Raw genomic sequence first — 21,041 nt, 5'->3', positions numbered from 1 at the left:
TCCACAGGCGCGCCGAAGCGCATGGCCGCGTGATCGGCGCACACCTAGCATCGCCACATGACCGCATCGAGTGACCTGCCCCCGCGAGTGGCGGAGCTGGAACGCCGCATGTCCAGGCTCGAGGAGTTGGGCGACATCCACCAGCTCGCTTCCAGGACAGCCAGCGACGCGACGGACCTGCGGGCCAAGGCCCGGGCGCATCAACGTTCGATCCAGGCCCTTCACGACACGCTCACCGAGACCCGCCAGGAGCTGCACGCGGGATTCGACGAGATGCGCCGCGGCTTCGGAGAAGTTCGCTCCGAGATGACGGCGGGCTTCGCCGCGGTACGGACCGAGTTCGTCGACGTTCGCTCCGAGATGACGGCAGGCTTCGCAGAAGTTCGCTCCGAGATGACGGCAGGCTTCGCAGAAGCTCGTTCCGAGATGGCCGCCGGCTTTCAGGCGATAGCCCAACGGTTGGACCGGATGCAGGGTGAAGGCTGACGCACCGTGCGGCCCGCGGTGGGTCGATGTCGCCCCGGAGCGGGTGCCGAAGTGGTTGGACAACTTCGGTGAACGCAACGGCCGCCCGGTCCCGCTGACCCCGAGCGCGGACGGGCTGCGGGCGATCGCCGCGAACGGCACGGTGGCCGACGTGTTCGTGCCGTTCGCGTTGGACTGGGTCGTGCCCGAGGGTCCGGAGGGTCCACGTCGCGGCCCGGCGGGGATCGCGTTGGTGCTGGCCGTGCGCAACCACGCACTGCGGGACCGCCGGGTCGGCGTGCTGCTGATGCGGCTCGGCGGCCACGCCGCCGGGGTGTTCGACGGACCGGGGTTGGTGACCTCGAAGGTGGGTTCGACCTACGTCCAGGGCCGCACCGCCGCCGGGGGCCGATCGCAGCAGCGGTTCGCGCGCCGTCGCGCGAACCAGGCCGACGCCGCTCGCGACGCCGCCGCCGAGGTCGCAGTCCGCATCCTGCTGCCCGCTGCCGCCACGTTGGACGCGTTGGTGCTCGGCGGCGAACGCACCGGGGTGGAGAAGGTGCTGGCCGACGACCGATTGGCCGCGCTGCGTGAGGTGCCGACAGAGCCGCGATTCCTGACCGTCGCGGACCCACGCCAAGCGGTGCTGCTGTCCACCCCGGCGATGTTCCGGGCGGTGCGCGTCCGGGTCGTGGACCCGGGCCCGGATCAGGTCTTGGCGAGCGACTCGTAGGGCACGACTGTGCCCTTGTCGATCACCAGCACCCGGTCGCAGTCGTTCACCCGTAACTGCTGGAACTGCTCGGCGATCACCACGGAGACGTTGCGGTCCACGCAGATCCGCTGCAGCGCCTGATAAACGCGGTCCACGACCACCGGCGCGAGACCCTGCGAGGGCTCCTCGACCAGGATCAGGTCCGGGCGACTCATCAACGCCCGGCCGATCGCGACCATCTGCTGCTCACCGCCGGACAACGTGCCGGCCAGTTGTTCCTCGCGTCGGCCCAGGATCGGGAAGTACTCGTAGACGTCCTGGCGCCGTTCGGACAGCTGGGAGGTCGGCACGTGCGACGCCCCGGCGTGCAGGTTCTCCTTGACTGTCAGGGACGCGAACACCCGTCGACCCTCGGGGGAGAAGCTGATCCCGGCCTTGGTGCGCCGGTGCGAGGCCCACCGGTTGATGCGCTGGTCGTCGTAACGGATCTCGCCGCCGAACACCGAGACCGTGCCCATGATCGCCTTGAGCAACGTGGACTTACCGGCCCCGTTCCCGCCGCAGAGGACCACGATCTCGCCGGGCCAGACCTCCATGTTGACGTCGAACAGGACGGCGACGCCGTCGTATCCGGCGCGGACGTTCTCCAGGATGAGCTTGGGGTATCCCGACCCGTTCGAGGACTCAGACACCGGTCGGGATCCGTCCCTCGGCGCGCATCCGCTCCCGCCACGGCACCTTCGAGTGCTCCGAACCGGCGCCGAGGTACTGCTCCTGTACGTCGGCGTCCGCGGCGACGAGGCTCGGCGCGCCCTCGGCGAGGATCCGGCCCTCGGCAAGCACGTAGACCAAGTCGCAGCCCTCGAGCACGGCCTTGACGTAGTGCTCGACCAGCAGCACCGTCAGACCGAGGTCGACCTGCAGCTGCCGCACCAGGCTGATCAGCGAGCCGGACGAGGCCGGGTCGAGCCCCGAGGTCGGCTCGTCCAGCAGCAGGATCTGTGGCCCGGACAACAGCGCCCGGCCCAGCTCGGTGCGGCGTCGCGCCGAGAATTCCAGCTCGCCGACCCGCTCGTCCCAGTACCGGTCGATGTTCAGCAGCTGCGCGATCGCGAATGCTGCCTCCTCCGCCTGGCGCACCTGCCGCCAGGAGCGGGGATCGCCGATGACGAACTGCGCGAGGTTGCCCTTGACGCGCAGCCCGGCGCCGGCCATCAGGTTGTCGGCGACCCCCAGATCCTTGTGGACCCGCGTGGTCTGGAAGGTCCGGGTCATGCCCATCGCCGCGCGGTCCCAGGGCCGCCGGCCGGTCACGTTCTCGCCGAAGATCCGGACGGTGCCGCGGTCCGGCCGCTGCAGCCCGGAGACGACGTCGAACAGCGTCGTCTTGCCGGCCCCGTTCGGGCCGATCAGTCCGGTGAACGACCCGGTGGGGACTCGGATGGTCGCGCCGCGAAGCGCGTGGACGCCGCCGAAGGATATGTGGATGTTCTCGGCGGTCAGGGCGAACTCCGCGGTGCGGCGCTTCGGGAACCACTCCTCGAGAACGCCCAAGGCCCGTTGCCGCACTGCGGCGTTCGCGCCGTACTCGGCCACCGCGATCGTGCCGTCGCTGCGGCTGAGCACGGAGGCGGAGGTGGTCAAGGTCGCGGCGCGTGAGGCGCGGCGCTTGGCGGCCGGTCCGAACCGCGCTCGTCGATAGAGGTCCTGGAGGCGGCCGCCCAGGCCACGGTTGCCGAGAAGGACACCGACGAGCAGCGAGAGGCCTGACAGCAAGTAGTAGTCGACGTGGTAGTGCTCCAGCCAGAACGGGATCGCCTGGAACAGCACTGCGACGCCCAGTACCGCGGTCATCGAGTCGAACCCGCCGAGGATCGCGATCGACAGCCACAGCAGCGAGGTGACCGCCTGGTAATTCACCGTTGTCGGGGCACTGACGTACAACATCGCGGCGAGGATGCCGCCGAGCCCGCCGAGGCCGCCGGAAATCGCGAAGCCCAACGCCTTGGCCTTCCACGGGTTGATCCCGACCGCGGCGGCGGCCTGCTGGTCTGCCCCGGTGAGCATCATCGCCCGGCCCTGTGGGGAGAACCGCAGCCGGCACAGGAACGCCAGCACCAGCGCGACAACCCCGAGCAGGAACAGGTAGAAGGGGCGGTCGTGACCTTCCATGTCGTACCCGAAGAAGACCGGCCGCGGGTTGTCCAGCGCCGTGTCGCCACCGGTCAGCTTGTACCGGGTGAACATGACCTTCTCGATCATCTCCTGCAGACCGAGCGTGAAGACCATGACGTAGACGCCGGAGAAACGGACCGCCAGCACCGAGACGCAGAGCATGATCAGCGCGCCCACCGCGATCGCGACCGCCACTGCCACGACCATCGGCAGACCCCACCCGTTGGGCTGGGTCCGGTAGACGTAGGAGGCGAGATAGAGCGTCGTCGCGTACACACCGGCCGAGGCCAGGTTCACCTCGCGGCACCAACCGGTCATCACCATCACGCCCAGAACGACGATGCCGATGATCAGACCGGAGGAGATCGTGAAGACCCAGTAGTCCTTGGCGGCAAAGATCCAAAAAATGGCGATCAGGGCGCCGACGACGTTCAACGGCTGACGCAGCAGCGACAGCAACGGCCGCGAGCGGGTGTGCGGGTTGTGCGAGGTGTCGAGTTCCGTCTCGGTCGACTCGTCGGCGGTCGCCAGGGCCTGCCGGAAGTCGCTGCTCTCCGGTTCGGAGTCCGACGCGCCGCGGTGCCGGCCGAAGGTGAGCTTCCGATCGAGCTCGATACTCATGCGACCGCCTCGTCGCGTCCGGCGGTCGTCACAGGACCTCCACCTCCAGGCGGTGGCCGGCCTGCTTGCGCAGCTTGGCCACCACGACGGCGGTGAGCACCATGATCAGGAAGATCGACGTCTCGCGAGTTCCGGGGCCCAGGTCGCCGAGGGCGGTCGTGGTGCAGAAGCTCTCGGTCACCCCCAGCACGGCGGCGCCCAGCAGGGCCAGCGCCGGCGAGCGGAAGCCGCCGACCACCGCGACGGTCAACGCCCGGAAGAACACCAGCAGGATGTCCGAGATGTCCGTGCCGGAGACCGGGGCGAGCAGCGCACCTGCCAGGCCGGACATCGCCCCGGAGGCCGCGTACGCCCCGACCCCGATCCGGAACATCCGGATGCCGGCCCAGCGGGCCGCCTCGACGTCGTCGGAGATCGCGCGGACGTTGACCCCGGCGCGGGTGCCGTTGAGCCACGCGGCCAGCAGCGCGACCAGCGCCACGGTCACCGCCAGGCTGACGATCCGGTGGGTGGTCACGTTGTAGCCGAGGAGCCGGACGTGTCCGGTGCCGAACGGGCTGCGCGGGATCACGACGTCCGGGCGGACCGGGAAGATCAGCGTCGACCCCGAGGTGAGCAGCAGCATCACCGCCAGCGAGATCATCGACAGCGTGATGCGCGGTAAGAACGCTATGGCGCGGTTCATCACGAGTAAGCCGTACGCGCCGCCGACCACGCCGCCTACGGCGGTCAGGATCACGAGCGCCTCTAAGCCGTTCATGTTGTACTCGGCAATGAAGTGGTAGTAGCCGTAGGCGCCGATGACCGCGATGCCGTAGTGCATGAACCCGATGGTCCGGCTGATCTTGAACGTCAGTACCAGGGCGACCGCGAGCACGCTGTAGATGCCGGCGTTGGCGATTCCGAGAACGAAACTCGCTCCCCAGATCGACCAGTCGGGGTGAAAGTGCGGCACTGCAACCCTTACCGTGCCCCGGGACGGGCACTTGCTTGCGGGACGTCCGGCGAACCCTGTCGTACGGCAGCCAGGACTGGACAAAGGTCCAACCTGTCCGCCGACGCCGGGGCCGCGCGCGGCAGTTCGCGAACGCGGCGTAAGGGACTTACCTGCCCAGCGTAAGCGCGGCCATCCCTGCCCGCACTACCCCAGGTCGCGGCAATTTGCCCCGATTCGGGACCCATCCGGAGGGGCCTCAGCTACGGCATTGATCGAGTTCGAGGGCCGCCCGAAGCGCAGGTTCCGGTCCGGGGTGCCGGCGGTTCGGAACGGTCTGAACCGATCGGTAGAATTTGCCGCACATGATCACGGCGTCGGATCTCGAACTCCGGGTGGGCCCCCGCCTGCTGCTCGGTCCCTGCAGTTTCCGGGTGGGCAAGGGCGACCGGATCGGCCTGGTGGGCCGCAACGGTGCGGGCAAGACCACGCTGACCCGAGTACTGGCCGGTGAGGGCCTGCCCGCGTCCGGGAAGGTCGTCCGCAGCGGCGACGTCGGGTACCTGCCCCAGGACCCCCGGACGGGGGACCTCGACACCCTGGCCCTCGACCGCATCCTGTCGGTGCGCGGGCTCGACGAGACCTTGCGCAAGATGCGGACGACCGAGGGCCAGATGGCCAGCGTCGACCCGGCGACCCACGAGGCCGCGATGCGCCGCTACGCCCGCCTGGAGGCCGAGTTCCTCGCCGCCGGCGGCTATGCGGCGGAGTCCGAGGCGGCCTCGTTCGCGGCCAGTCTGGGCCTGCCCGACCGGGTGCTGGCCCAGCCGTTGGGCACGCTGTCCGGCGGCCAGCGCCGGCGGGTGGAGCTGGCCCGGATCCTGTTCAGCGGCGCTCAGACGCTGCTGCTCGACGAGCCGACCAACCACCTCGACGCGGACTCGGTCGTCTGGCTGCGGGAGTACCTGCGCTCGTTCGCCGGTGGTTTCGTCGTGATCAGCCACGACGTGCACCTCGTCGAGCACTGCGTGAACAAGGTCTTCCACCTCGACGCCAACCGCTCCGAGCTCGACGTCTACAACGTCGGCTGGAAGGCCTACCTGACCCAGCGCGAGACCGACGAGCGACGCCGCAAGCGGGAACGCGCCAACGCGGAGAAGAAGGCCGCGGCGCTTACCGCCCAGGCCAACTCGATGCGGGCCAAGGCCACGAAGGCGACTGCCGCGCAGAACATGCTGCGCCGGGCGGAGAACCTGGTGTCCGGGCTGGAGGGGACTCGGCAGGCCGACAAGGTCGCCAAGCTGCGTTTCCCGGACCCGGCCCCCTGCGGCAAGACCCCGCTGACCGCGAGCGAGCTGAGCAAGTCCTACGGCAGCCTGGAGATATTCACCGACGTCGACCTCGCGATCGACCGTGGTTCCCGAGTGGTCATCCTCGGGCTCAACGGGGCGGGCAAGACCACGTTGCTGCGGATCCTGGCCGGGGTCGAGCAACCCGACACCGGCGAGGTCGTCGCCGGCCATGGCCTGCGGCTCGGCTACTACGCACAGGAGCACGAGACCCTGGACCCTACACGCACCGTGCTGGAGAACATGCAGACGGCCGCCGAGACCATGGCCGACACCGAGGTGCGCAAGATTCTCGGCTCGTTCCTGTTCAGCGGCGACGATGTCGACAAGCCGGTCGCCGTGCTCTCCGGCGGCGAGAAGACCCGGCTGGCGCTGGCTGCTCTGGTCGTCTCCAGCGCCAACGTCCTGCTGCTCGACGAGCCCACCAACAACCTCGACCCGGCCAGCCGGGCGGAGATCCTCGACGCCCTGCGGCGCTATGCCGGTGCGGTCGTCCTGGTTACCCACGACGAGGGAGCCGTCGACGCCCTTTCTCCGGAACGCCTGATTCTGTTGCCCGATGGGGTGGAGGATCTATGGGGTGCCGACTACCTGGATCTGGTCGCTCTCGCCTGATCGAACCGGTCGCTCGGCCGTGCGAGGCGGCGTCTGCGCAAGACGTTGCATGACAAAAGCGATCATCCGCCGTTGCGGGAGTCACGAGTTTCTCGATCAGCCTGCAGAACGAATCTTTCTCGGCTGATCATGAGGACGTCTCGGGGAACGAAACAGCACTGCATGACGGTGGATTCCCGATCGGAGGAAGTACGTGGCCGAACTCAGGAAAGGCAGCCGGGTCACCGGTACCGCGCGCGAGCGCCTCGCGGCCGACCTGAAGAAGAAGTACAGCCAGGGCCGGAGCATCCGCGCACTGGCTGAGGAGACCGGACGTTCTTACGGGTTCGTCCACCGCATGCTGTCCGAGTCCGGGGTCACGCTCCGGGGTCGTGGCGGTGCTACCCGCGGCAAGGTCAAGGCCTGATTCCAGGCTGACGCTGACAGGCTTTCGGGCCGCGGTCAGCTGCGATTGGAGACGAGCGGCTGGTGCCTCGGGGGGCACCAGCCGAACTCGACACTCGGGTGAACCTTTCTCACGTCCGACGCTTCGCGTATGAGAGAACAACGTTCCGATCATCGATGATCGGCGTGCAGGCGCGTATGGGCGTAGGCTGCACGCCCCGTCGGCGTCTTATTCTTCGCCGATGGACACAGACACCCAGGCCGGCCACCGCGTCGAAGCCGAGATCCTGACTGCGGGCGATGTCCGCCTGCTCGTCGACGGTGAGTTGGCCACGGTCGTGCTCGACCGGCCCACCCGTCGCAACGCGATGACCCCTTCGTCCTGGGCGGCGCTGGCTGCCGTCCCGGACCTGCTCCCGGCCGAGGTCCGGGTAGTCCTGGTGCGTAGTGAGGGCCCGGTGTTCTGCGCCGGCATCGACCTGCGGATGGCCAGTCCGGAAGGCGTCCCGGGGGAGCCGTCGATCGCGCAGATCGCCAAGGGCAGCGACACCGAGATCCAGGTCTGGATCGAAACACTGCAGCAGGCGCACACCTGGTTGGCCGACCCACGTTGGATCACCGTCGCGGCCGTGCAGGGTGCCGCGGTGGGCGCCGGGTTCCAGTTGGCGCTGGGCGCTGACATCCGCGTGGTCGCCGACGATGCAAGGTTCTGCATGCGGGAGTCCGCGCTCGGCCTGGTGCCCGACCTGACCGGCACCGGGACCCTTCACCGCCTGGTCGGCTACGGCCGGGCGCTCGACCTGTGCACGACCGCCCGCTGGGTCGACGCGGCCGAGGCCGACCGACTCGGACTGGTCAACCAGCTGGTGCCGGTCGCCGAGCTGCCTGCGGCCGCGCTCGAGATGTGCCGCTCGGTGCTTGCCAACTCGACGGATGCGGTTCGCTCGATCAAGGAACTCCTGCTCGGCGCGGCAGGACGCGACTTCGCGGAGCAGAACCGCATGGAGCGCGTCCTGCAGGTGCCCTTGCTGCGGGCGATGGGAACAGCGATCGGCTGACCCTGCTGGAGCGGTTGTGACCCTTCGACCCCGGTCCGCGGATCCCCGGTTGGGCCGAACGGGTGATCACCCGACCGGCGGGGAGCTGGGCCGAAAGAGTCTCCGGAATCGACGGCGAGACGTCCGGGTCAGGGCCTGCTTGCCCAGGTTTCTGCAGGTCAGGTTGTGTGACAGCACGCACCTGAACATCGTCCGAACGTATGGTTTCGCGGCTGGAGTGGTACCGAACCTGGATGCGCTGCGTCTTATCCGCGATCGGCTGGGGAGGCCGGCGCGAAGCCAGGGGGACGAATGTCCGATCAGGACCGGGATTACGGCGCCGATTTCAGCCGTGATGACACCCAGGCGCCCGATCCCTCGTGGAGCCGGTCACGTCTGAGCGAGGAGACCGAGGCTTCGCGCGAACTGCGCGCGGCCCGGCTGGTCTATGCCGGGGTGAGCGACGCCGAACGCGTTTCCGCCGTCATCTACGGGTCGATCTTCCGGCGCGTCCGGGTCCACGTCATCGGTCTGGAGAACGACCTGCACTGGGTCTCGGCGGTCGAGGCGATGTGGGCCGCGGGCCTGGTCGTCGTGCTGGAGGACATCCTGCCGACCGAGTTCGAGGGTCCGATCAGCAACGGTTTGCCCACCGAGGTCGAGGTCCGGTCCGTCGACCTGATCGTGTTGGTCGGCCGCTACGAGAGCGACCCCGAGGCCTACGCGCTGGCGCACCGCTGCGGGACCCCGGCCGTTCCGCTGCGAGCACTCGTCCAGTCCTGATCCGAAGTTCTCGCGAGGCCCGGCTCCCGGAGGGGAGAGCCGGGCCTCGTGCAGTCCCGGATCCGCGCCGCCGGCGAAATAAGCTCGCCGATCGTGGACGACATCGAAGTGGTGGGGCAGTGGCTGGCCGCCGCTCGGCGGGTGACCGTGCTGACCGGCGCGGGCATCTCCACCGAGTCCGGAATCGCCGACTTCCGCGGCCCGAACGGGTTGTGGACCCGCGACCCGTCCGCCGCCCGGATGTTCGAACTGTCCGAGTACGTTCGCGACGCAGGCCTGCGGGAGCGCGCCTGGATCAACCGGCGCGACCATGCGGCCTGGGCCGCGGCCCCCAACGCCGGCCACCGCGCACTGGTGGACCTGGAGCGCTCCGGTCGCCTGCGCGCCCTGCTGACCCAGAACATCGACGGCCTGCACCAGCGGGCCGGCTCCGACCCGGGACGGGTTGTCGAGCTGCACGGCACCCTCTATGGAGTCCAGTGCCTGTCCTGCGGGCGCGAGACACGGATGGTCGACGCCTTGGCCCGAGTGGCGGCCGGTGAGGTCGACCCGATCTGCGCGGAGTGTGGCGGCATCCAGAAGGCCGCGACGATCTCGTTCGGGCAGTCGCTGCGAACCGAGGTGATCGAGGCCGCACTGGCGGCGGCGGCCGACTGCGACCTGTTCCTGACCGTCGGCACGACGCTGCAGGTGAACCCGGCGGCCGGGATGTGCGAGGTGGCGCTTCGGCACGGGGCGCGACTCGTCGTGGTCAACGCCGACCCGACCCCTTACGACTCCGCGGCGGCCGCCGTGCTCCGCGGCCGGATCGGTGCGGTGCTCCCGGCGCTGGTGGCGCCGTGCGTCGAGGTCCGAGCGGGTTGAGATCTCAGGTCGTCGGTAGCGGCGTGCCGCCCTTCGGGGCCGGTCTGCCGCGGGCGTCTCGGCGGTCGGCCGCCTCGCGGCGCACCAGCATCAAGAAGCCCAGCGGGGCGACACCGGCGAACACGAACCACTGTGAGGCGTAGGCCAGGTGCAGCATCTCGGTCTCGCCGCCGGGCAGCGAGTCGGGGTCCGGGGTGAATTGTCCGTCGACGATCGGCGGCGCCGGGTCCTGGGCGCGCAGGTCCACGTATCCGGCGTAGACCGGGTACGGCAGGTTCTTCGAGATCCGCGGGATGTCGATGCGGACGACCTGACCGGCGGGGACGTCCGGCCCGTCGTGGGGCCCGCGGCTGGGCTGGGTCTCGGTTGGGCGCAGCAGCCCCGTGACGGTGACCGCACCGGTCGGCACGGCCGGGAGGTCGGGCAGGCCGCCGGGCTCCGGAGCGGGGAGCCAGCCACGGTCGACGACCGCCGCGGTGCCGCCGGCGGTGACTACTGGCGTCAGGACCTGGAAGCCCGGGCCGTTGTCCCGGCTGCGGTTGCGGACCAGCAGGGTGTGGCCGCCGTCGTAGGTGCCCTTGACCTCCACGGCCCGCCACCGCTGCGTCCCGGTCACGGTGCCGCCGACGCTGCTCAACTGGTCGACCGGCACCGGGGTGCCCCGTGAGTTGTCGGTGATGAGATGGTTGTTCGCCCGAGCCTGCTCGAGGCGGTGCCATTGCCAACGGCCGAGCTCGACGCAGGCCGGGATCGAGAGCAGCGCGATCAGGAGCAGCGACAGCCAGCGCGGCGTCAGCAGGAACTCGCGATAGTTTCGCCGGTCGCTGGAGACAGCCATGATGGGTCGCCTCCTTGCGTCGATCAGTGGTTCGCGGCCGCCGTTCGGCGCACGGCGGGAAGATTTTTCCGCGCAGCAATGCATTGCTATTGCGTGCCGTAGAACCGCATTCCGTCCGCAGTTGCGGCTGGATATGTGCATTTGTACAGGTCAGAGCGCTTTCGAACGACAATTCCCATCTGGGCCGTTTGCCTTAGGCTAATGCTCGACTCAGCGGGCTATCCGACGCGTGGAGGAGTGACCTGTGGCACTGCGCGACTCGTTCGGCCGCGTCGCCACGGATCTGCGCGTGTCGTTGACGGACCGTTGCAATCTGCGGTGCACCTACTGCATGCCCGCGGAGGGCCTGAACTGGCTGCCTGGTCCGGAGCTGCTGAGTGACGACGAGATCGTCCGGCTCGTCGACATCGCCGTCAGCATGCTCGGTGTCACCGAGGTGCGCTTCACCGGCGGTGAGCCGCTGGTCCGGAAGGGCTTGACCGGCATCGTCGAGCGCGTGGGTCAGCTCAAACCGCGCCCCCGCATGTCGCTGACCTCCAACGGCATCGGCCTGGAGCGCCTCGCGCCCGCGCTGGCCGCCGCCGGCCTCGACCGGGTCAACGTCTCGCTGGACACCCTCGACCCCGGGGAGTTCTTCCAGATCACCAGGCGCGACCGGCATGCCGACGTGTTGCGCGGTCTGGCCGCCGCGGACGCCGCCGGGCTGCGTCCGGTCAAGGTGAACGCGGTGCTGCTGCGTGGGATCAACGACTCGCAGCCCGAGCGCCTGCTGGAGTGGTGCCTCGAGCACGGCTACGAGCTGCGGTTCATCGAGCAGATGCCGCTGGACCCGCAGCACGGCTGGTCGCGCGACCAGATGATCACCGCCCAGGAGACCCTCGCGCGGCTGTCGGCGATCTTCAACCTCAGCCCCGAGCCTGCCGCAGCCCGCGGCAACGCGCCCGCCGAGCGCTGGCACATCGACGGCGGCCCGCAGACGGTCGGGATCATCGCGAGTGTCACGCGTCCGTTCTGCGGCGACTGCGACCGCGTCCGCCTCACGGCCGACGGCCAGGTGCGCAACTGCCTGTTCGCCCGCGAGGAGTCCGACCTGCGCAGTGCCCTGCGCGCCGGTGCAAGCGACGCTGAACTCGCCGTGCGCTGGCGCGCGGCCGTCGCGGGCAAGCGTGCGGGCCACGGCATCGACGACCCGACGTTCCTGCAGCCGACGCGCCCGATGTCGGCCATCGGCGGCTGAGGCGCCGCACGGCCTCGCCAGTAACGCCTGGGCGCCTGACCCAGCCGCCACCACCGCAACCACAGAAGTGCGGGCCCAGAGCCCGGTCGGCGAAGCCGGCAAGTCCAGGATGCCCCACGAGCCGGCGAGCGTTGCGAGCGCGGCAAGGGATAACCCTGAGGAGCCGGCGAGCGGAGCGAGCGCGGCAAGGACTGCCCTCAGGAGCCGGTGAGCGGAGCGAGCGCGGCAAGGACTGCCCCGAGCAGCCGGCGAGCGCAGCGAGCACGGCAAGGACGCCCCACCGGAGCGCAGCCGGCGAGCGTAGCGAGCCACGGCGACGTCGGGGGGCGCGGGGTGGCGAAGCCCCCCGCCGCGGCGCGAAGCGCCGCAATGATGGCCTGCGGCGTCCCGGGGAGCGCTTTCCGCGACCAGGCCGCGGAAACGCCGCAGGCGATGCCGGGTAGCCACGGGGGAAGCTGCCCGGCATCGCCTGCCGACGCCCCGTACTGGGCGGGACGAATGCGAGTATGGCATGCCGGGCGTGTCGCCCGAGGCGACACTCAGAAAGTGTTTCGCGATTGGTTCTGGGATCCGGTGGATTCTCCCGTCCGAACGGTCGGAGAATGCCGGATAGGCGGCAATTCCGTGCGTGACGGCAAAACAACTGGGGCCACTGAATCGTGGTCCGGAACGCGCCCGCCATTCGCCATCACGACCGCTACGTAAGGCAGAAGCGCGGCGGCCGCGAACATCACCCACCGGGTCGGGCCGTGCGTCAGAACGGTCGCGACGAAGCACGCGGTTCGGATGCTCATCGAGATCGCGTAGCGGCGGTACCGACGTCGCACATCGGCACTGCGGCTCTCGCGCGCGCCCGTGACGCGGAAGACCTGCGCCGCGGGCTTCCTCCGCATCGGGCCTCGTTCCGGTTGTGAGTGTTGTGCCTGTACACGTTACGTCTTAAGCGCCGGGGTGGGTGCGGCCGTTCCGAGGGGACCGAGGAACATGTGCGCACAGCCCGTCCCGACAGCTAGGAGTGCGTATGACCGACCGGACGTATCGAGTGACCGAACTGGTCGGGACGTCGAAGGACGGGATCGAGCCCGCGATCCGGGCTGCGATCTCCCGCGCGGGGCTGACCTTGCGCCACGTCGACTGGTTCGAGGTCACCGAGATCCGCGGTTACATCCGCGACGACGACGTCGACACCTACCAGGTCGGGCTGAAGTTGGGCTTCCGGCTGGAAGACCCGTGATCGGCCGATCCGCTAGGGGATATTGCGGACCTCGGTGACGTAGCCGCCCATCCTGGCCCTGGCCTGCGGAAAGGTTTCGCCGGCCGGGGATCCGGAATGGCTCCGCCGGCGTCCCACCGCTGCACGAGCATCATCCGTCCGGCCCTTGACGCGGCCGGTCGGTCGTGAGCGGGGGGCCGGGATGCGGGAAGCGACGGAGCACGACTACGAGGACTCCGGAATGGTCGGCGCCGCGCGCGCCGGGGCCCGGATCGTCGTGATGAGCCTGATGGTGACGGCGCTGGTGGCCGGTGGCTATCTGATGATCAACGGCCGCGGCGGCGCCGCGGCCCAGGTGACCACCCCGGACTCATCGGCTGCAGTCGCGCCGCCCGCGCCGACGCCGACGCCGTCCGCGGCGGCCAAGCCCACGTTCGCCGACAAGGTCGCCTCCGCGATCGCGGCGCTGCCGCCCGGGTCGCTCAGCTCGACGCAGAAGCACACCGCGCTGGTCGCCTACGACAAGGCCCTCGGGTTCGACTTCGGCGCCGGCGGCTCACCCGCCACCGCCGCCTCGACCGCCTGCAGCCTCTTGGCCGGCGGCACCAAGCCGGCCGACCTGGTGAGCGGCGTCGAGGACGGTGCGAGCCTGACGGCAGCCCAATCGCGCGCTTTCCTGCTCGGCGCCTCGACGCTGTACTGCTCCAAGTACGCGTCCAACTTCAGCTGACCCGGCGCCCGCACCGAAGGCTGCCGAACACTGCGGTGACAGCCGTGAGGCCCGGGGCGGCGCGTCGCGCCCCGGGCCTCACGATCTTGTTCAGCTGCCGTCAGGTGGCGGCGCTGACGGACGACATGTTGAAGTCCGCCACCCGGACCGGGGGCATGGCGACCCGGGTGAACCAGTCGGCCCACTCCCGCGGCAGGGCGCGCTCAGCCCGGCCGACCTCGATCAACCGGCCGAGCATGTCCACCGGGCTCTCGTTGAAGCGGAAGTTGTTCACCGCCCCGACGACCTCGCCGTTCTCGACCAGGTAGACCCCGTCGCGGGTCAGGCCGGTCAGCAGGAGGGTCTGGGCGTCGACCTCGCGGATGTACCACAGGCAGGTCAGCAGCAGGCCGCGCTCGGTCCGGCGGATCAGGTCGCCCAGGTCGCCGACCGGGTCCGGGACCGACATCACCAGGTTGTCCGCGCCCGGCGTGGGGCCCTCGGCGCCGTACTCGCGGGCCGACCAGCGGGAGTGCATCAGGTTGGTCAGCACGCCGTCGCGGATCCAGTCGGTCCCGCCGATCGCCAGACCGTTGTCGAAGACCGACGAGGTGCTGTCCGAGGTCGCGGCCGTCTCGAACGGGCAGCACTCGAGCCCCGGGGCCGCCGGGTCGCTGCGCAACGAAACCGGCAGCTCGGTCAGCTTCTCGCCCAGGCGCGTGCGTCCCCCGGGGGCCGAGAACACCGTGCGGCCCTCGATCGCGTCGCGGCCTGCGGTCGACCAGTAGGCGTTGATCATCAGGTCGGCCACCGCGGTCGGCGGCAGAACCACCTCGTAGCGGCCCGCGGGCAGGTCGAGCCGGCGCTGCGCCCAGCCCAGCCGTTCGATCAGGTCGGCGTCGAGCGTGGTCACGTCGAGATCGGCGAAGTCGCGGGTTGCGGCCCCGGCCCAGGCCGAGCGGCTGTAGTCGGTGGACTTCGCGTTCAGCTCCAGCCGACCGGTGGGCTGCTCGTGACGCAGTCGCAGCCCGGCCGACGTCCCGAGGTAGACCGTGCTGAGGGTGTGCTCGGCGAATCCGAACAGCAGTCGGTCGTCGTCGCGGGCAGCGCCGAACGCGGCTCCCAGCGCCTGCGCAACGTCCTGGAACACGCCGATCGAGGTGCGCGCCGGTTCGGCTGCCCAGTCGCCGCTCGGACCGGCCTCGGCGGCCGTCACGAACGGCATCGCGTCGTCGGCTGGTTCGTTGTCGCGGGCGGCCGCGGTGGCCTCCGCGACGATCGCATCGAGCTGCTCCGGGTCGGGGTTGCTGCGCGAGAGCACACCGGTCGCGGTGCCCTGGGCGCCGTCCACGGTCGCGACCACCACGACCTGCCGCCCGTGGCTGACGCCGTTGGTGGTCAGCGTGTTCGAGGCCCAGCGCAGATTCGCGCTGCTGGACTCCTCGGCGATCACCACGCAGCCGTCCGCCGTCGAGGCGGCCAGTGCTCGTTCCACAATCTCCTGCACTCTCATACGACCGCCTCGCTGCGCTGGGTGGTCGCTGGGGTCATCGGGCGCTCGGCGCTCGCATGAGGCACGAAGAACCTGTGTTCATTGATTCGCTCGCTGCGCTCACTCATGAGCGCCCACCCTCCGCCAGCGTGTTCAGGATCCGGACCCCGCGGAACAGCGCCGACGGGCAGCCGTGGCTGACCGCCGCGACCTGGCCCGGCTGACCCTTGCCGCAGTTGAACGCCCCGCCCAGCAGGTACGTCTGCGGGCCGCCGACGGCCGCCATGGAACCCCAGAAGTCCGTGGTCGTGGACTGGTAGGCCACGTCGCGCACCTGGCCGGTGATCTTGCCGCTGCGGACGGTGAAGAAGCGCTGCCCGGTGAACTGGAAGTTGTATCGCTGCATGTCGATCGACCAGCTCTTGTTGCCGACGATGTAGATCCCGTTGTCCAGCTCGGCGAGCAGGTCCTCGGTCGACGGTCCGTCGGCGGCCGGCTGCAGGGAGACGTTGGCCATCCGCTGGATCGGGGTGTGGCCGGGGGAGTCGGCGAACGCGCAGCCGTTGGACCGGTCCGCGCCGGTTCGGGCCGCGATGCGCCGGTCCAGCTGGTAGCCGACCAGGACCCCGTCGCGGACGATGTCCCAGGTCTGGGTGGCCACGCCCTCGTCGTCGTAGCCGATGGTGGCCAGCCCGTGCTCCACGGTCCGGTCACCGGTCACGTTCATCAGCGAGGAGCCGTACTGCAGCGTGTTCAGCTTGTCCGGGGTCGCGAACGAGGTGCCCGCGTAGGCCGCCTCGTAGCCCAGCGCCCGGTCCAGCTCGGTGGCGTGCCCGATCGACTCGTGGATGGTCAGCCACAGGTTCGTCGGGTCGATCACGACGTCGTAGTCGCCGGCCTCAACCGACGGCGCGGCCAGCTTCTGCGCCAGCAGGTCGGGAAGCTGGGCGAGTTCGGCCTCCCAGTCCCAGCCGGTGCCCTGGACGTACTCCCAGCCACGGCCGGCCGGCGGGGCGATGGTCTCCATCGTGTCGAAGCGACCCGCCGTGGCGTCGATCGCGGTGGCGACCAGGTTCGGCTGGATGCGCACCCGCTGCTGGGTGGTCGTGGTGCCGGCCAGGTCGGCGTAGAACTTGTTCTCGTGGACGGCCAGCAGGGAGGCGTCCACGTGGGACACCGCGGCGTGGTCGAGCAGGCGCCGGCTCCAGTCTCCGAGCACGGCGATCTTCTCGGTGTCCGAGACGTCGAAGGGGTCGATCTCGTAGGCCGAGACCCAGGTGCGTGAGCCGTGGACGGGTTCGGCGGCCAGTTCGATCGGCTCGGTGTTGACCGGACGGCAGACCCGCGCGACCTCGACCGCCGCAGCGGCCGTGGCGGACACCGCTTCGGGGGTCAGGTCGACGCCTGAGGCGAACCCCCACGTGCCGTCCAGAACGACGCGGACCGCGTAGCCGATGTCGGAGCTGCGGGCGTTGGCCTCGAGTCGGCCGTCCCGAAGTCGGACGCCTTGTGACTGCAGTCGTTCGAGCCGGAAATCGGCGTGCGAGACACCCGCGGCGCGCGCAGTCGACAAGGCCGCGTCAGCGAGCCTCGCGCTGGGCAGGGCCAGGAATTCCGCAGATATGGAGTGGGTCACCGGACGACCCTATGACCACGGCCGGCCCGCAGTGCGCATGGTCGGATTCCTGGCGCGCGTGCTCCTTCGTCGCGCGCACGGCCAGTTCATCCGTGACGTCGACAGCCGGCCCGGACGTCGCCGCCCCAAGGAGTGGCCGTGAGTTTCGTCCCACCGGTTGCCCGGTGCTCACGACTCGACACCGAGAAAACGGAACCAGTCAAATGGGGGTTATTCCGGAAATGTCAGGAATTGAGCGTGACCCGGCGTCACACCCTCGGTAACTGGGATTCAAAACGCGGAATCAGGCCGCCTGCGGGGCGAGGCAGGGGCGACGCAGCCGCCGCGAAGCGACGCGGAGCGTCGCAATGAATTAGCCGACGAAACAATGGTTCGCGCTTTCCGCGAACACAGGCCGCCTGAGCAGGCACGGCCCCGCGAACTGACGAACGTCCCGGTTTCGTCAGTCCGCGGAGCCGCGGGTGGTGCGCGCCGGGTGAAGGCAGACCCGACGGTGGTGCCGTCTCCGCGGCCCTGGCAGGGCGCCGGCGGAGTTCCCCGATGGAGTTCTCGAATCAGTGACCGGTACTTGCGTCGCTGCCCAATGAGACGTCGACGGTCTGCGTTGCGTTCCCTCGGATGTAGGTCAATGTCACCTTGTCGCCGGGTTGGTGGGACCGGACGTCGGCCACGAGGGAATCGGAGGTGTCGATGATCCGGTCGTCGGCCTTGATGACCAGGTCGCCCTTCTTCAACCCGGCCTTGTCGGCGGGCCCGCCGGCGGTGACCGACTTGATCAGCGCGCCGCGCTGCAGCAGGTTCGGGGAGCTGGAGACCTGCACGCCGAGCAGGGCGTGCGCGACCGCCTGGCCCTTGGCCAACTGGTCGGCCGCGAGCTTCGCCTCGTCGGCCGGGATCGCGAAGCCGAGGCCGATCGAACCGCTCTGTCCACCGAACGGACCGCCGCCGAGCGTGGCGATCGCCGAGGTGATGCCGATCAGGTTGCCGTTCATGTCGACCAGCGCGCCACCGGAGTTACCAGGGTTGATCGGGGCGTCGGTCTGGACGCCGTCGATGACGTTGGCCTCGCTGTTGGCGTTGGTGGTCCCGCTGCCCTGCGTGTCCTCCTGCGGCTGGATCGGTCGGTGCAGCGCGCTGATGATGCCGCTGGTGACCGTGCCGGACAGGCCCAGCGGGGAGCCGATCGCGACGACCTGCTGACCGACGGACAGCTCGGCGGAGCGGCCGAAGTTGATCGGGGTGGCGTCGGTCACGCCGTCGGCCTTGATCACCGCGAGGTCGGTGACCGGGTCGGCCTTCACCAGCGTGGCCTTCACGGTCTTGCCGTTCTGGAAGGTCACCGCGAGGTCGCCCTGACCGGCCACGTGATTGTTGGTCAGGATCAGCCCGTCGTTGCTGATCACGATGCCGCTGCCGCTGCCCTCGACGGTGTCGGAACTCGAGCCCGAACCCGACCCGGAGCCGGAGCCGGACCCGCCGTTGCTGTTGCCGTTGCCGTTGCCGCCGAAGCCCGGGAAACCGGGGATGACCGAGCCACTGGTGTTGCTGGGCAGATTGCTGACGTCGATCGAGACGACGCTGGGCAACACCTTGGCCGCCACCTGCTGGATGCTCCCGCCGCCGGGCTCGACGCTGCCGCTGCCGGCGGGCGGGCCGAGCGAGCTGATCACGTGGCTGCTGGAGCTGTTCGCCGCGTGGTAGCCGGCCGCGCCGCCGATGCCACCGCCGACCAACAGGGCCACCAGCGCTATCGCCACCAGCGTCTTCGAGCCGGCGGAGGTGCGGCTGCGCGGCGGCGGCAGCGGGAGGCCGGGGAACGGGGCGGTGGCGCCGGTCCCGTACGCGCTGGTCCCATAGGTGGCGGCGCCGTAGGCCGGCGTCGGGCTGTAGGCGGACTGCCCGAAGCCGGTGTCGCCCGCGTAGCCGGCCTCGTAGGCCGACTGGTAGCCCTGCGCGCCGGTGGAGCCCGAGGAGCCGTGGCTGCCGTAGTCGTACGGCGGCGGCTGGGGAGTCGGCTGCTGGTACGGCGGATGAGCCTCCGCCTCGGGTTGGGGCGGCTCGTGGCCGGCGCCCGGCTGCCCGCCGGCGTTCGGCGGGTGCTCACCCGGGGCCGACTCGGGCGGCTGGGGCGGCTGGGTTCCCCAGGGGTTGTTGCTGTCCGGGGGGATCGGGGCGTCGGTGTCATCCATACACCCAAGATTCCCAGATCGCCTGTCAGGACGATTAGGGGCCCGTGTGTGTTACGGAAGAGGAATGGGGCAAACGTAGCCGCATCAGGGCACCGCCTTGGGGTGCGCGGTCCGCGGTAACGGTTCCCCCATGACGTTCCGCGGCCTGTCGGACGATCGCCAGCCCCAGCCCGGAGCCCGGCATCGTCCGGGATTCCTCGGACCGGTAGAACCGCTCGAACACGAACGGCAGGTCGGCCTCGGCGATGCCGGGACCCTCGTCCGCGACGCTGACCACGCCGTCGGAGAGCCGTACCGTGACCGTGCCACCGGCCGGGCTCCACTTGCCGGCGTTGTCGAGCAGGTTCAGCACGGCCCGCTCCAGCGCCCGGGCGTCGCCGAACACCGTCCACGGCCGGACGCGGACGTCGAAGTGGACCTCCGGCGCGCGTCGACGGGCCCGCTCGACGGCCGCGTTGACCACCTCGGCCATGTCGACCGGGCGACCCTCGGACTTCTCCACGTCGTCGCGGGCCAGTTCGACCAGGTCGCTGACCAGCCCGGTCAGCTCCTCGACCTGGGCGACCACGTCGTCCAGCAGTTCGGCCTTGTCGGTGGCCGACAGGCCCAGGCCGCCGTGGGCCTGCTTGAGCAGGTCCAGGTTGGTCCGCAGGCTGGTCAGCGGGGTGCGCAACTCGTGGCCGGCGTCGGCAACCAGCCGCCGCTGCCGTTCCCGGGACCGTTCGACGGCCGTGAGCATCGCGTTGAAGCTGTTCCCGAGCCGGGCCAGTTCATCGTCGCCGCGCACGTCGATCAGTTGCAGCTCACCGGTGCGGGCCACGTGTTCGACGGCCACGGTGAGGTCGGTGACCGGCCGCAGTCCCCGCCGGGCGACCAGCACGCCGGCGTATGCGGCCAGGGCCACACCGGCGACGCCGATCACCAGCAGCGCGGTCTCCTGGGCCCGCAGGGTGCGGTCGATCTGGTCGGTGGACTCGGCGAACACCAGCGCCGTCGGCGGGTTCGGGTTGACCTGGGCGTTCTTCTCGTCCTTGGGGTCCTTCAGACCGGTGGTGTTCAGGCCCTTCGGCACCGGGATCGCGACGACGCGGAACTGCGAACCCTCCTTGCACAGGATGATGTCCGGGTTCGGGTGGCAGGCGACGGTCCGGATCGACCCGGGGGAGACGGGCCGACCGTCGGGCAGTCGGGCCGCGACCGCCCTCTCCTGCGGGCCGATCGGTGGGTTGTCCTCCGGGCTCAACCGGATCGGCAGGTCCTGCGGGTTGGGGTCGAGCAGCGCGATACGGGTGTCGGCCGCCGCGAAGATCCCCTTCGGCAGTCGGACCAGGCCCTCGATGTCCTGCACCTGCAGGACGGCCTGGGCGCGACCGATCACGCTCTGGTCGAAGGAGTCGTAGATCTGGGTGCGGATCGTGAAGAACGCCGCCAGCGACGTCAACGAGACCGTGATGCCCACGACGACCGCGACCAGCGCGGCGACCCGGACGCGCAGGCTCAGGTTCGAGAACCCGGTGACGAGCATCTGCGGCAGCGCCCGCCACTGTCGCACCTTCAGCGGCGACGGCCCCGGCGGCAGCTCCTGGCTCGTCGGGCGCAGGGCCGCGATGTCGCGCAGCCTGGCGGGCGTGGCGCCGTCGATCAGCGCGGCCCAGTCGGCGCGGTCCGGTGCCTTCGGCGGGGCCTCGCCGAAGGAGGTGCTCGGCCCGGCCGGGCGACGCAACCAGTCGGGTGCTTGGCGTACGCGGTCGTCGGCGGGGGGCGCGCTCACCGGGGCCACCAACC

General features: G+C 70.1%; 19 protein-coding genes. 10 read left to right on the top strand and 9 right to left on the bottom strand.

The features are described from left to right. Positions 1-87 precede the first annotated feature (87 nt). Together VHU88_15295 and VHU88_15290 are read left to right on the top strand one after the other, a co-directional pair. Entirely contained in the window at positions 88-486 is a 399-nt protein-coding gene (locus VHU88_15295) for a hypothetical protein (GenBank protein ID HEX3613051.1), read from the top strand. Next, positions 476-1,198, top strand: coding sequence for an acVLRF1 family peptidyl-tRNA hydrolase (locus tag VHU88_15290; GenBank protein HEX3613050.1), 723 nt, complete (start codon positions 476-478; stop codon positions 1,196-1,198). The genes VHU88_15295 and VHU88_15290 overlap by 11 nt, the downstream gene beginning before the upstream one ends. On the opposite strand, the gene VHU88_15285 is transcribed toward VHU88_15290, so the two are convergent. From VHU88_15285 to VHU88_15275, 3 genes are read right to left on the bottom strand one after another with little or no spacing between them, the layout of a single operon-like run. Beyond that, a complete protein-coding gene (locus VHU88_15285; protein ID HEX3613049.1) occupies positions 1,174-1,872 on the bottom strand; it encodes an ABC transporter ATP-binding protein in 699 nt (232 codons plus the stop codon). The two genes, VHU88_15290 and VHU88_15285, sit on opposite strands and share 25 nt — an antisense overlap. Beyond that, complete coding sequence (locus VHU88_15280) at positions 1,865-3,976, bottom strand: branched-chain amino acid ABC transporter ATP-binding protein/permease (GenBank protein HEX3613048.1); 2,112 nt, start codon at positions 3,974-3,976, stop codon at positions 1,865-1,867. The genes VHU88_15285 and VHU88_15280 overlap by 8 nt, the downstream gene beginning before the upstream one ends. Positions 3,977-4,004: 28 nt before the next feature. Continuing rightward, positions 4,005-4,931: a branched-chain amino acid ABC transporter permease gene (locus VHU88_15275; protein HEX3613047.1), complete on the bottom strand. Its 927-nt coding sequence runs from the start codon at positions 4,929-4,931 to the stop codon at positions 4,005-4,007. A 344-nt stretch (positions 4,932-5,275) separates the two neighbouring features. Here VHU88_15275 and VHU88_15270 point away from each other — a divergent pair, with 344 nt between their 5' ends. The 5 genes from VHU88_15270 (at position 5,276) to VHU88_15250 (ending at position 9,942) form a co-directional block, all read left to right on the top strand. Continuing rightward, the gene (locus tag VHU88_15270; GenBank protein HEX3613046.1) at positions 5,276-6,874 is read left to right on the top strand and encodes an ABC-F family ATP-binding cassette domain-containing protein; all 1,599 of its coding nucleotides are present in this window, start codon (positions 5,276-5,278) and stop codon (positions 6,872-6,874) included. Between the two features lie 193 nt (positions 6,875-7,067). Beyond that, positions 7,068-7,280: a helix-turn-helix domain-containing protein gene (locus VHU88_15265; GenBank protein ID HEX3613045.1), complete on the top strand. Its 213-nt coding sequence runs from the start codon at positions 7,068-7,070 to the stop codon at positions 7,278-7,280. Between the two features lie 220 nt (positions 7,281-7,500). Beyond that, positions 7,501-8,316 (top strand): enoyl-CoA hydratase/isomerase family protein, encoded by an 816-nt coding sequence (locus VHU88_15260; GenBank protein HEX3613044.1) that lies wholly within the window; start codon positions 7,501-7,503, stop codon positions 8,314-8,316. A gap of 291 nt (positions 8,317-8,607) precedes the next feature. Next, positions 8,608-9,078, top strand: a complete 471-nt coding sequence (locus VHU88_15255; GenBank protein ID HEX3613043.1) for a hypothetical protein — start codon at positions 8,608-8,610, stop codon at positions 9,076-9,078. Positions 9,079-9,171: 93 nt separating this feature from the next. Continuing rightward, positions 9,172-9,942 (top strand): Sir2 family NAD-dependent protein deacetylase, encoded by a 771-nt coding sequence (locus VHU88_15250; protein HEX3613042.1) that lies wholly within the window; start codon positions 9,172-9,174, stop codon positions 9,940-9,942. 4 nt (positions 9,943-9,946) lie between these two features. Here the strand turns inward: VHU88_15250 and VHU88_15245 are convergent, their stop codons facing one another. Continuing rightward, the gene (locus VHU88_15245; protein HEX3613041.1) at positions 9,947-10,780 is read right to left on the bottom strand and encodes an SURF1 family protein; all 834 of its coding nucleotides are present in this window, start codon (positions 10,778-10,780) and stop codon (positions 9,947-9,949) included. Positions 10,781-11,024: 244 nt separating this feature from the next. Here VHU88_15245 and moaA point away from each other — a divergent pair, with 244 nt between their 5' ends. Further along, complete coding sequence (gene moaA / locus VHU88_15240; GenBank protein HEX3613040.1) at positions 11,025-12,017, top strand: GTP 3',8-cyclase MoaA; 993 nt, start codon at positions 11,025-11,027, stop codon at positions 12,015-12,017. 539 nt (positions 12,018-12,556) lie between these two features. On the opposite strand, the gene VHU88_15235 is transcribed toward moaA, so the two are convergent. Further along, entirely contained in the window at positions 12,557-12,910 is a 354-nt protein-coding gene (locus tag VHU88_15235; GenBank protein ID HEX3613039.1) for a DUF3099 domain-containing protein, read from the bottom strand. A 128-nt stretch (positions 12,911-13,038) separates the two neighbouring features. Between VHU88_15235 and VHU88_15230 the strand changes: the two genes are divergently transcribed. Next, positions 13,039-13,251 (top strand): dodecin, encoded by a 213-nt coding sequence (locus VHU88_15230; protein HEX3613038.1) that lies wholly within the window; start codon positions 13,039-13,041, stop codon positions 13,249-13,251. Between the two features lie 181 nt (positions 13,252-13,432). After that, positions 13,433-13,960: a hypothetical protein gene (locus VHU88_15225; protein ID HEX3613037.1), complete on the top strand. Its 528-nt coding sequence runs from the start codon at positions 13,433-13,435 to the stop codon at positions 13,958-13,960. A gap of 100 nt (positions 13,961-14,060) precedes the next feature. On the opposite strand, the gene VHU88_15220 is transcribed toward VHU88_15225, so the two are convergent. From VHU88_15220 to VHU88_15205, 4 genes are all read right to left on the bottom strand, one after another. Next, positions 14,061-15,452: a metallopeptidase TldD-related protein gene (locus VHU88_15220; GenBank protein ID HEX3613036.1), complete on the bottom strand. Its 1,392-nt coding sequence runs from the start codon at positions 15,450-15,452 to the stop codon at positions 14,061-14,063. A gap of 103 nt (positions 15,453-15,555) precedes the next feature. Further along, positions 15,556-17,067: a TldD/PmbA family protein gene (locus VHU88_15215; protein HEX3613035.1), complete on the bottom strand. Its 1,512-nt coding sequence runs from the start codon at positions 17,065-17,067 to the stop codon at positions 15,556-15,558. 554 nt (positions 17,068-17,621) lie between these two features. Continuing rightward, positions 17,622-19,256, bottom strand: coding sequence for a trypsin-like peptidase domain-containing protein (locus tag VHU88_15210; protein HEX3613034.1), 1,635 nt, complete (start codon positions 19,254-19,256; stop codon positions 17,622-17,624). A 34-nt stretch (positions 19,257-19,290) separates the two neighbouring features. Then, positions 19,291-21,027, bottom strand: a complete 1,737-nt coding sequence (locus VHU88_15205; protein ID HEX3613033.1) for a HAMP domain-containing sensor histidine kinase — start codon at positions 21,025-21,027, stop codon at positions 19,291-19,293. Between the last annotated feature and the right edge of the window lie 14 nt (positions 21,028-21,041).

This window comes from Sporichthyaceae bacterium, assembly GCA_036269075.1.
Taxonomy (GTDB): Bacteria; Actinomycetota; Actinomycetes; order Sporichthyales; family Sporichthyaceae; genus DASQPJ01.
The sequence above is the reverse complement of the archived record's forward strand: the minus strand, read 5'-3'. Positions and strand labels throughout refer to the sequence as shown.

Coding starts and splice junctions, on each gene's coding strand:
- VHU88_15280 (HEX3613048.1), bottom strand. CDS start 3,976: ATGAGTATCGAGCTCGATCGGAAGCTCACCTTCGGCCGGCACCGCGGC.
- VHU88_15255 (HEX3613043.1), top strand. CDS start 8,608: ATGTCCGATCAGGACCGGGATTACGGCGCCGATTTCAGCCGTGATGAC.
- VHU88_15225 (HEX3613037.1), top strand. CDS start 13,433: ATGCGGGAAGCGACGGAGCACGACTACGAGGACTCCGGAATGGTCGGC.
- VHU88_15260 (HEX3613044.1), top strand. CDS start 7,501: ATGGACACAGACACCCAGGCCGGCCACCGCGTCGAAGCCGAGATCCTG.
- VHU88_15235 (HEX3613039.1), bottom strand. CDS start 12,910: ATGCGGAGGAAGCCCGCGGCGCAGGTCTTCCGCGTCACGGGCGCGCGC.
- VHU88_15230 (HEX3613038.1), top strand. CDS start 13,039: ATGACCGACCGGACGTATCGAGTGACCGAACTGGTCGGGACGTCGAAG.
- VHU88_15245 (HEX3613041.1), bottom strand. CDS start 10,780: ATGGCTGTCTCCAGCGACCGGCGAAACTATCGCGAGTTCCTGCTGACG.
- VHU88_15220 (HEX3613036.1), bottom strand. CDS start 15,452: ATGAGAGTGCAGGAGATTGTGGAACGAGCACTGGCCGCCTCGACGGCG.
- VHU88_15210 (HEX3613034.1), bottom strand. CDS start 19,256: ATGGATGACACCGACGCCCCGATCCCCCCGGACAGCAACAACCCCTGG.
- VHU88_15270 (HEX3613046.1), top strand. CDS start 5,276: ATGATCACGGCGTCGGATCTCGAACTCCGGGTGGGCCCCCGCCTGCTG.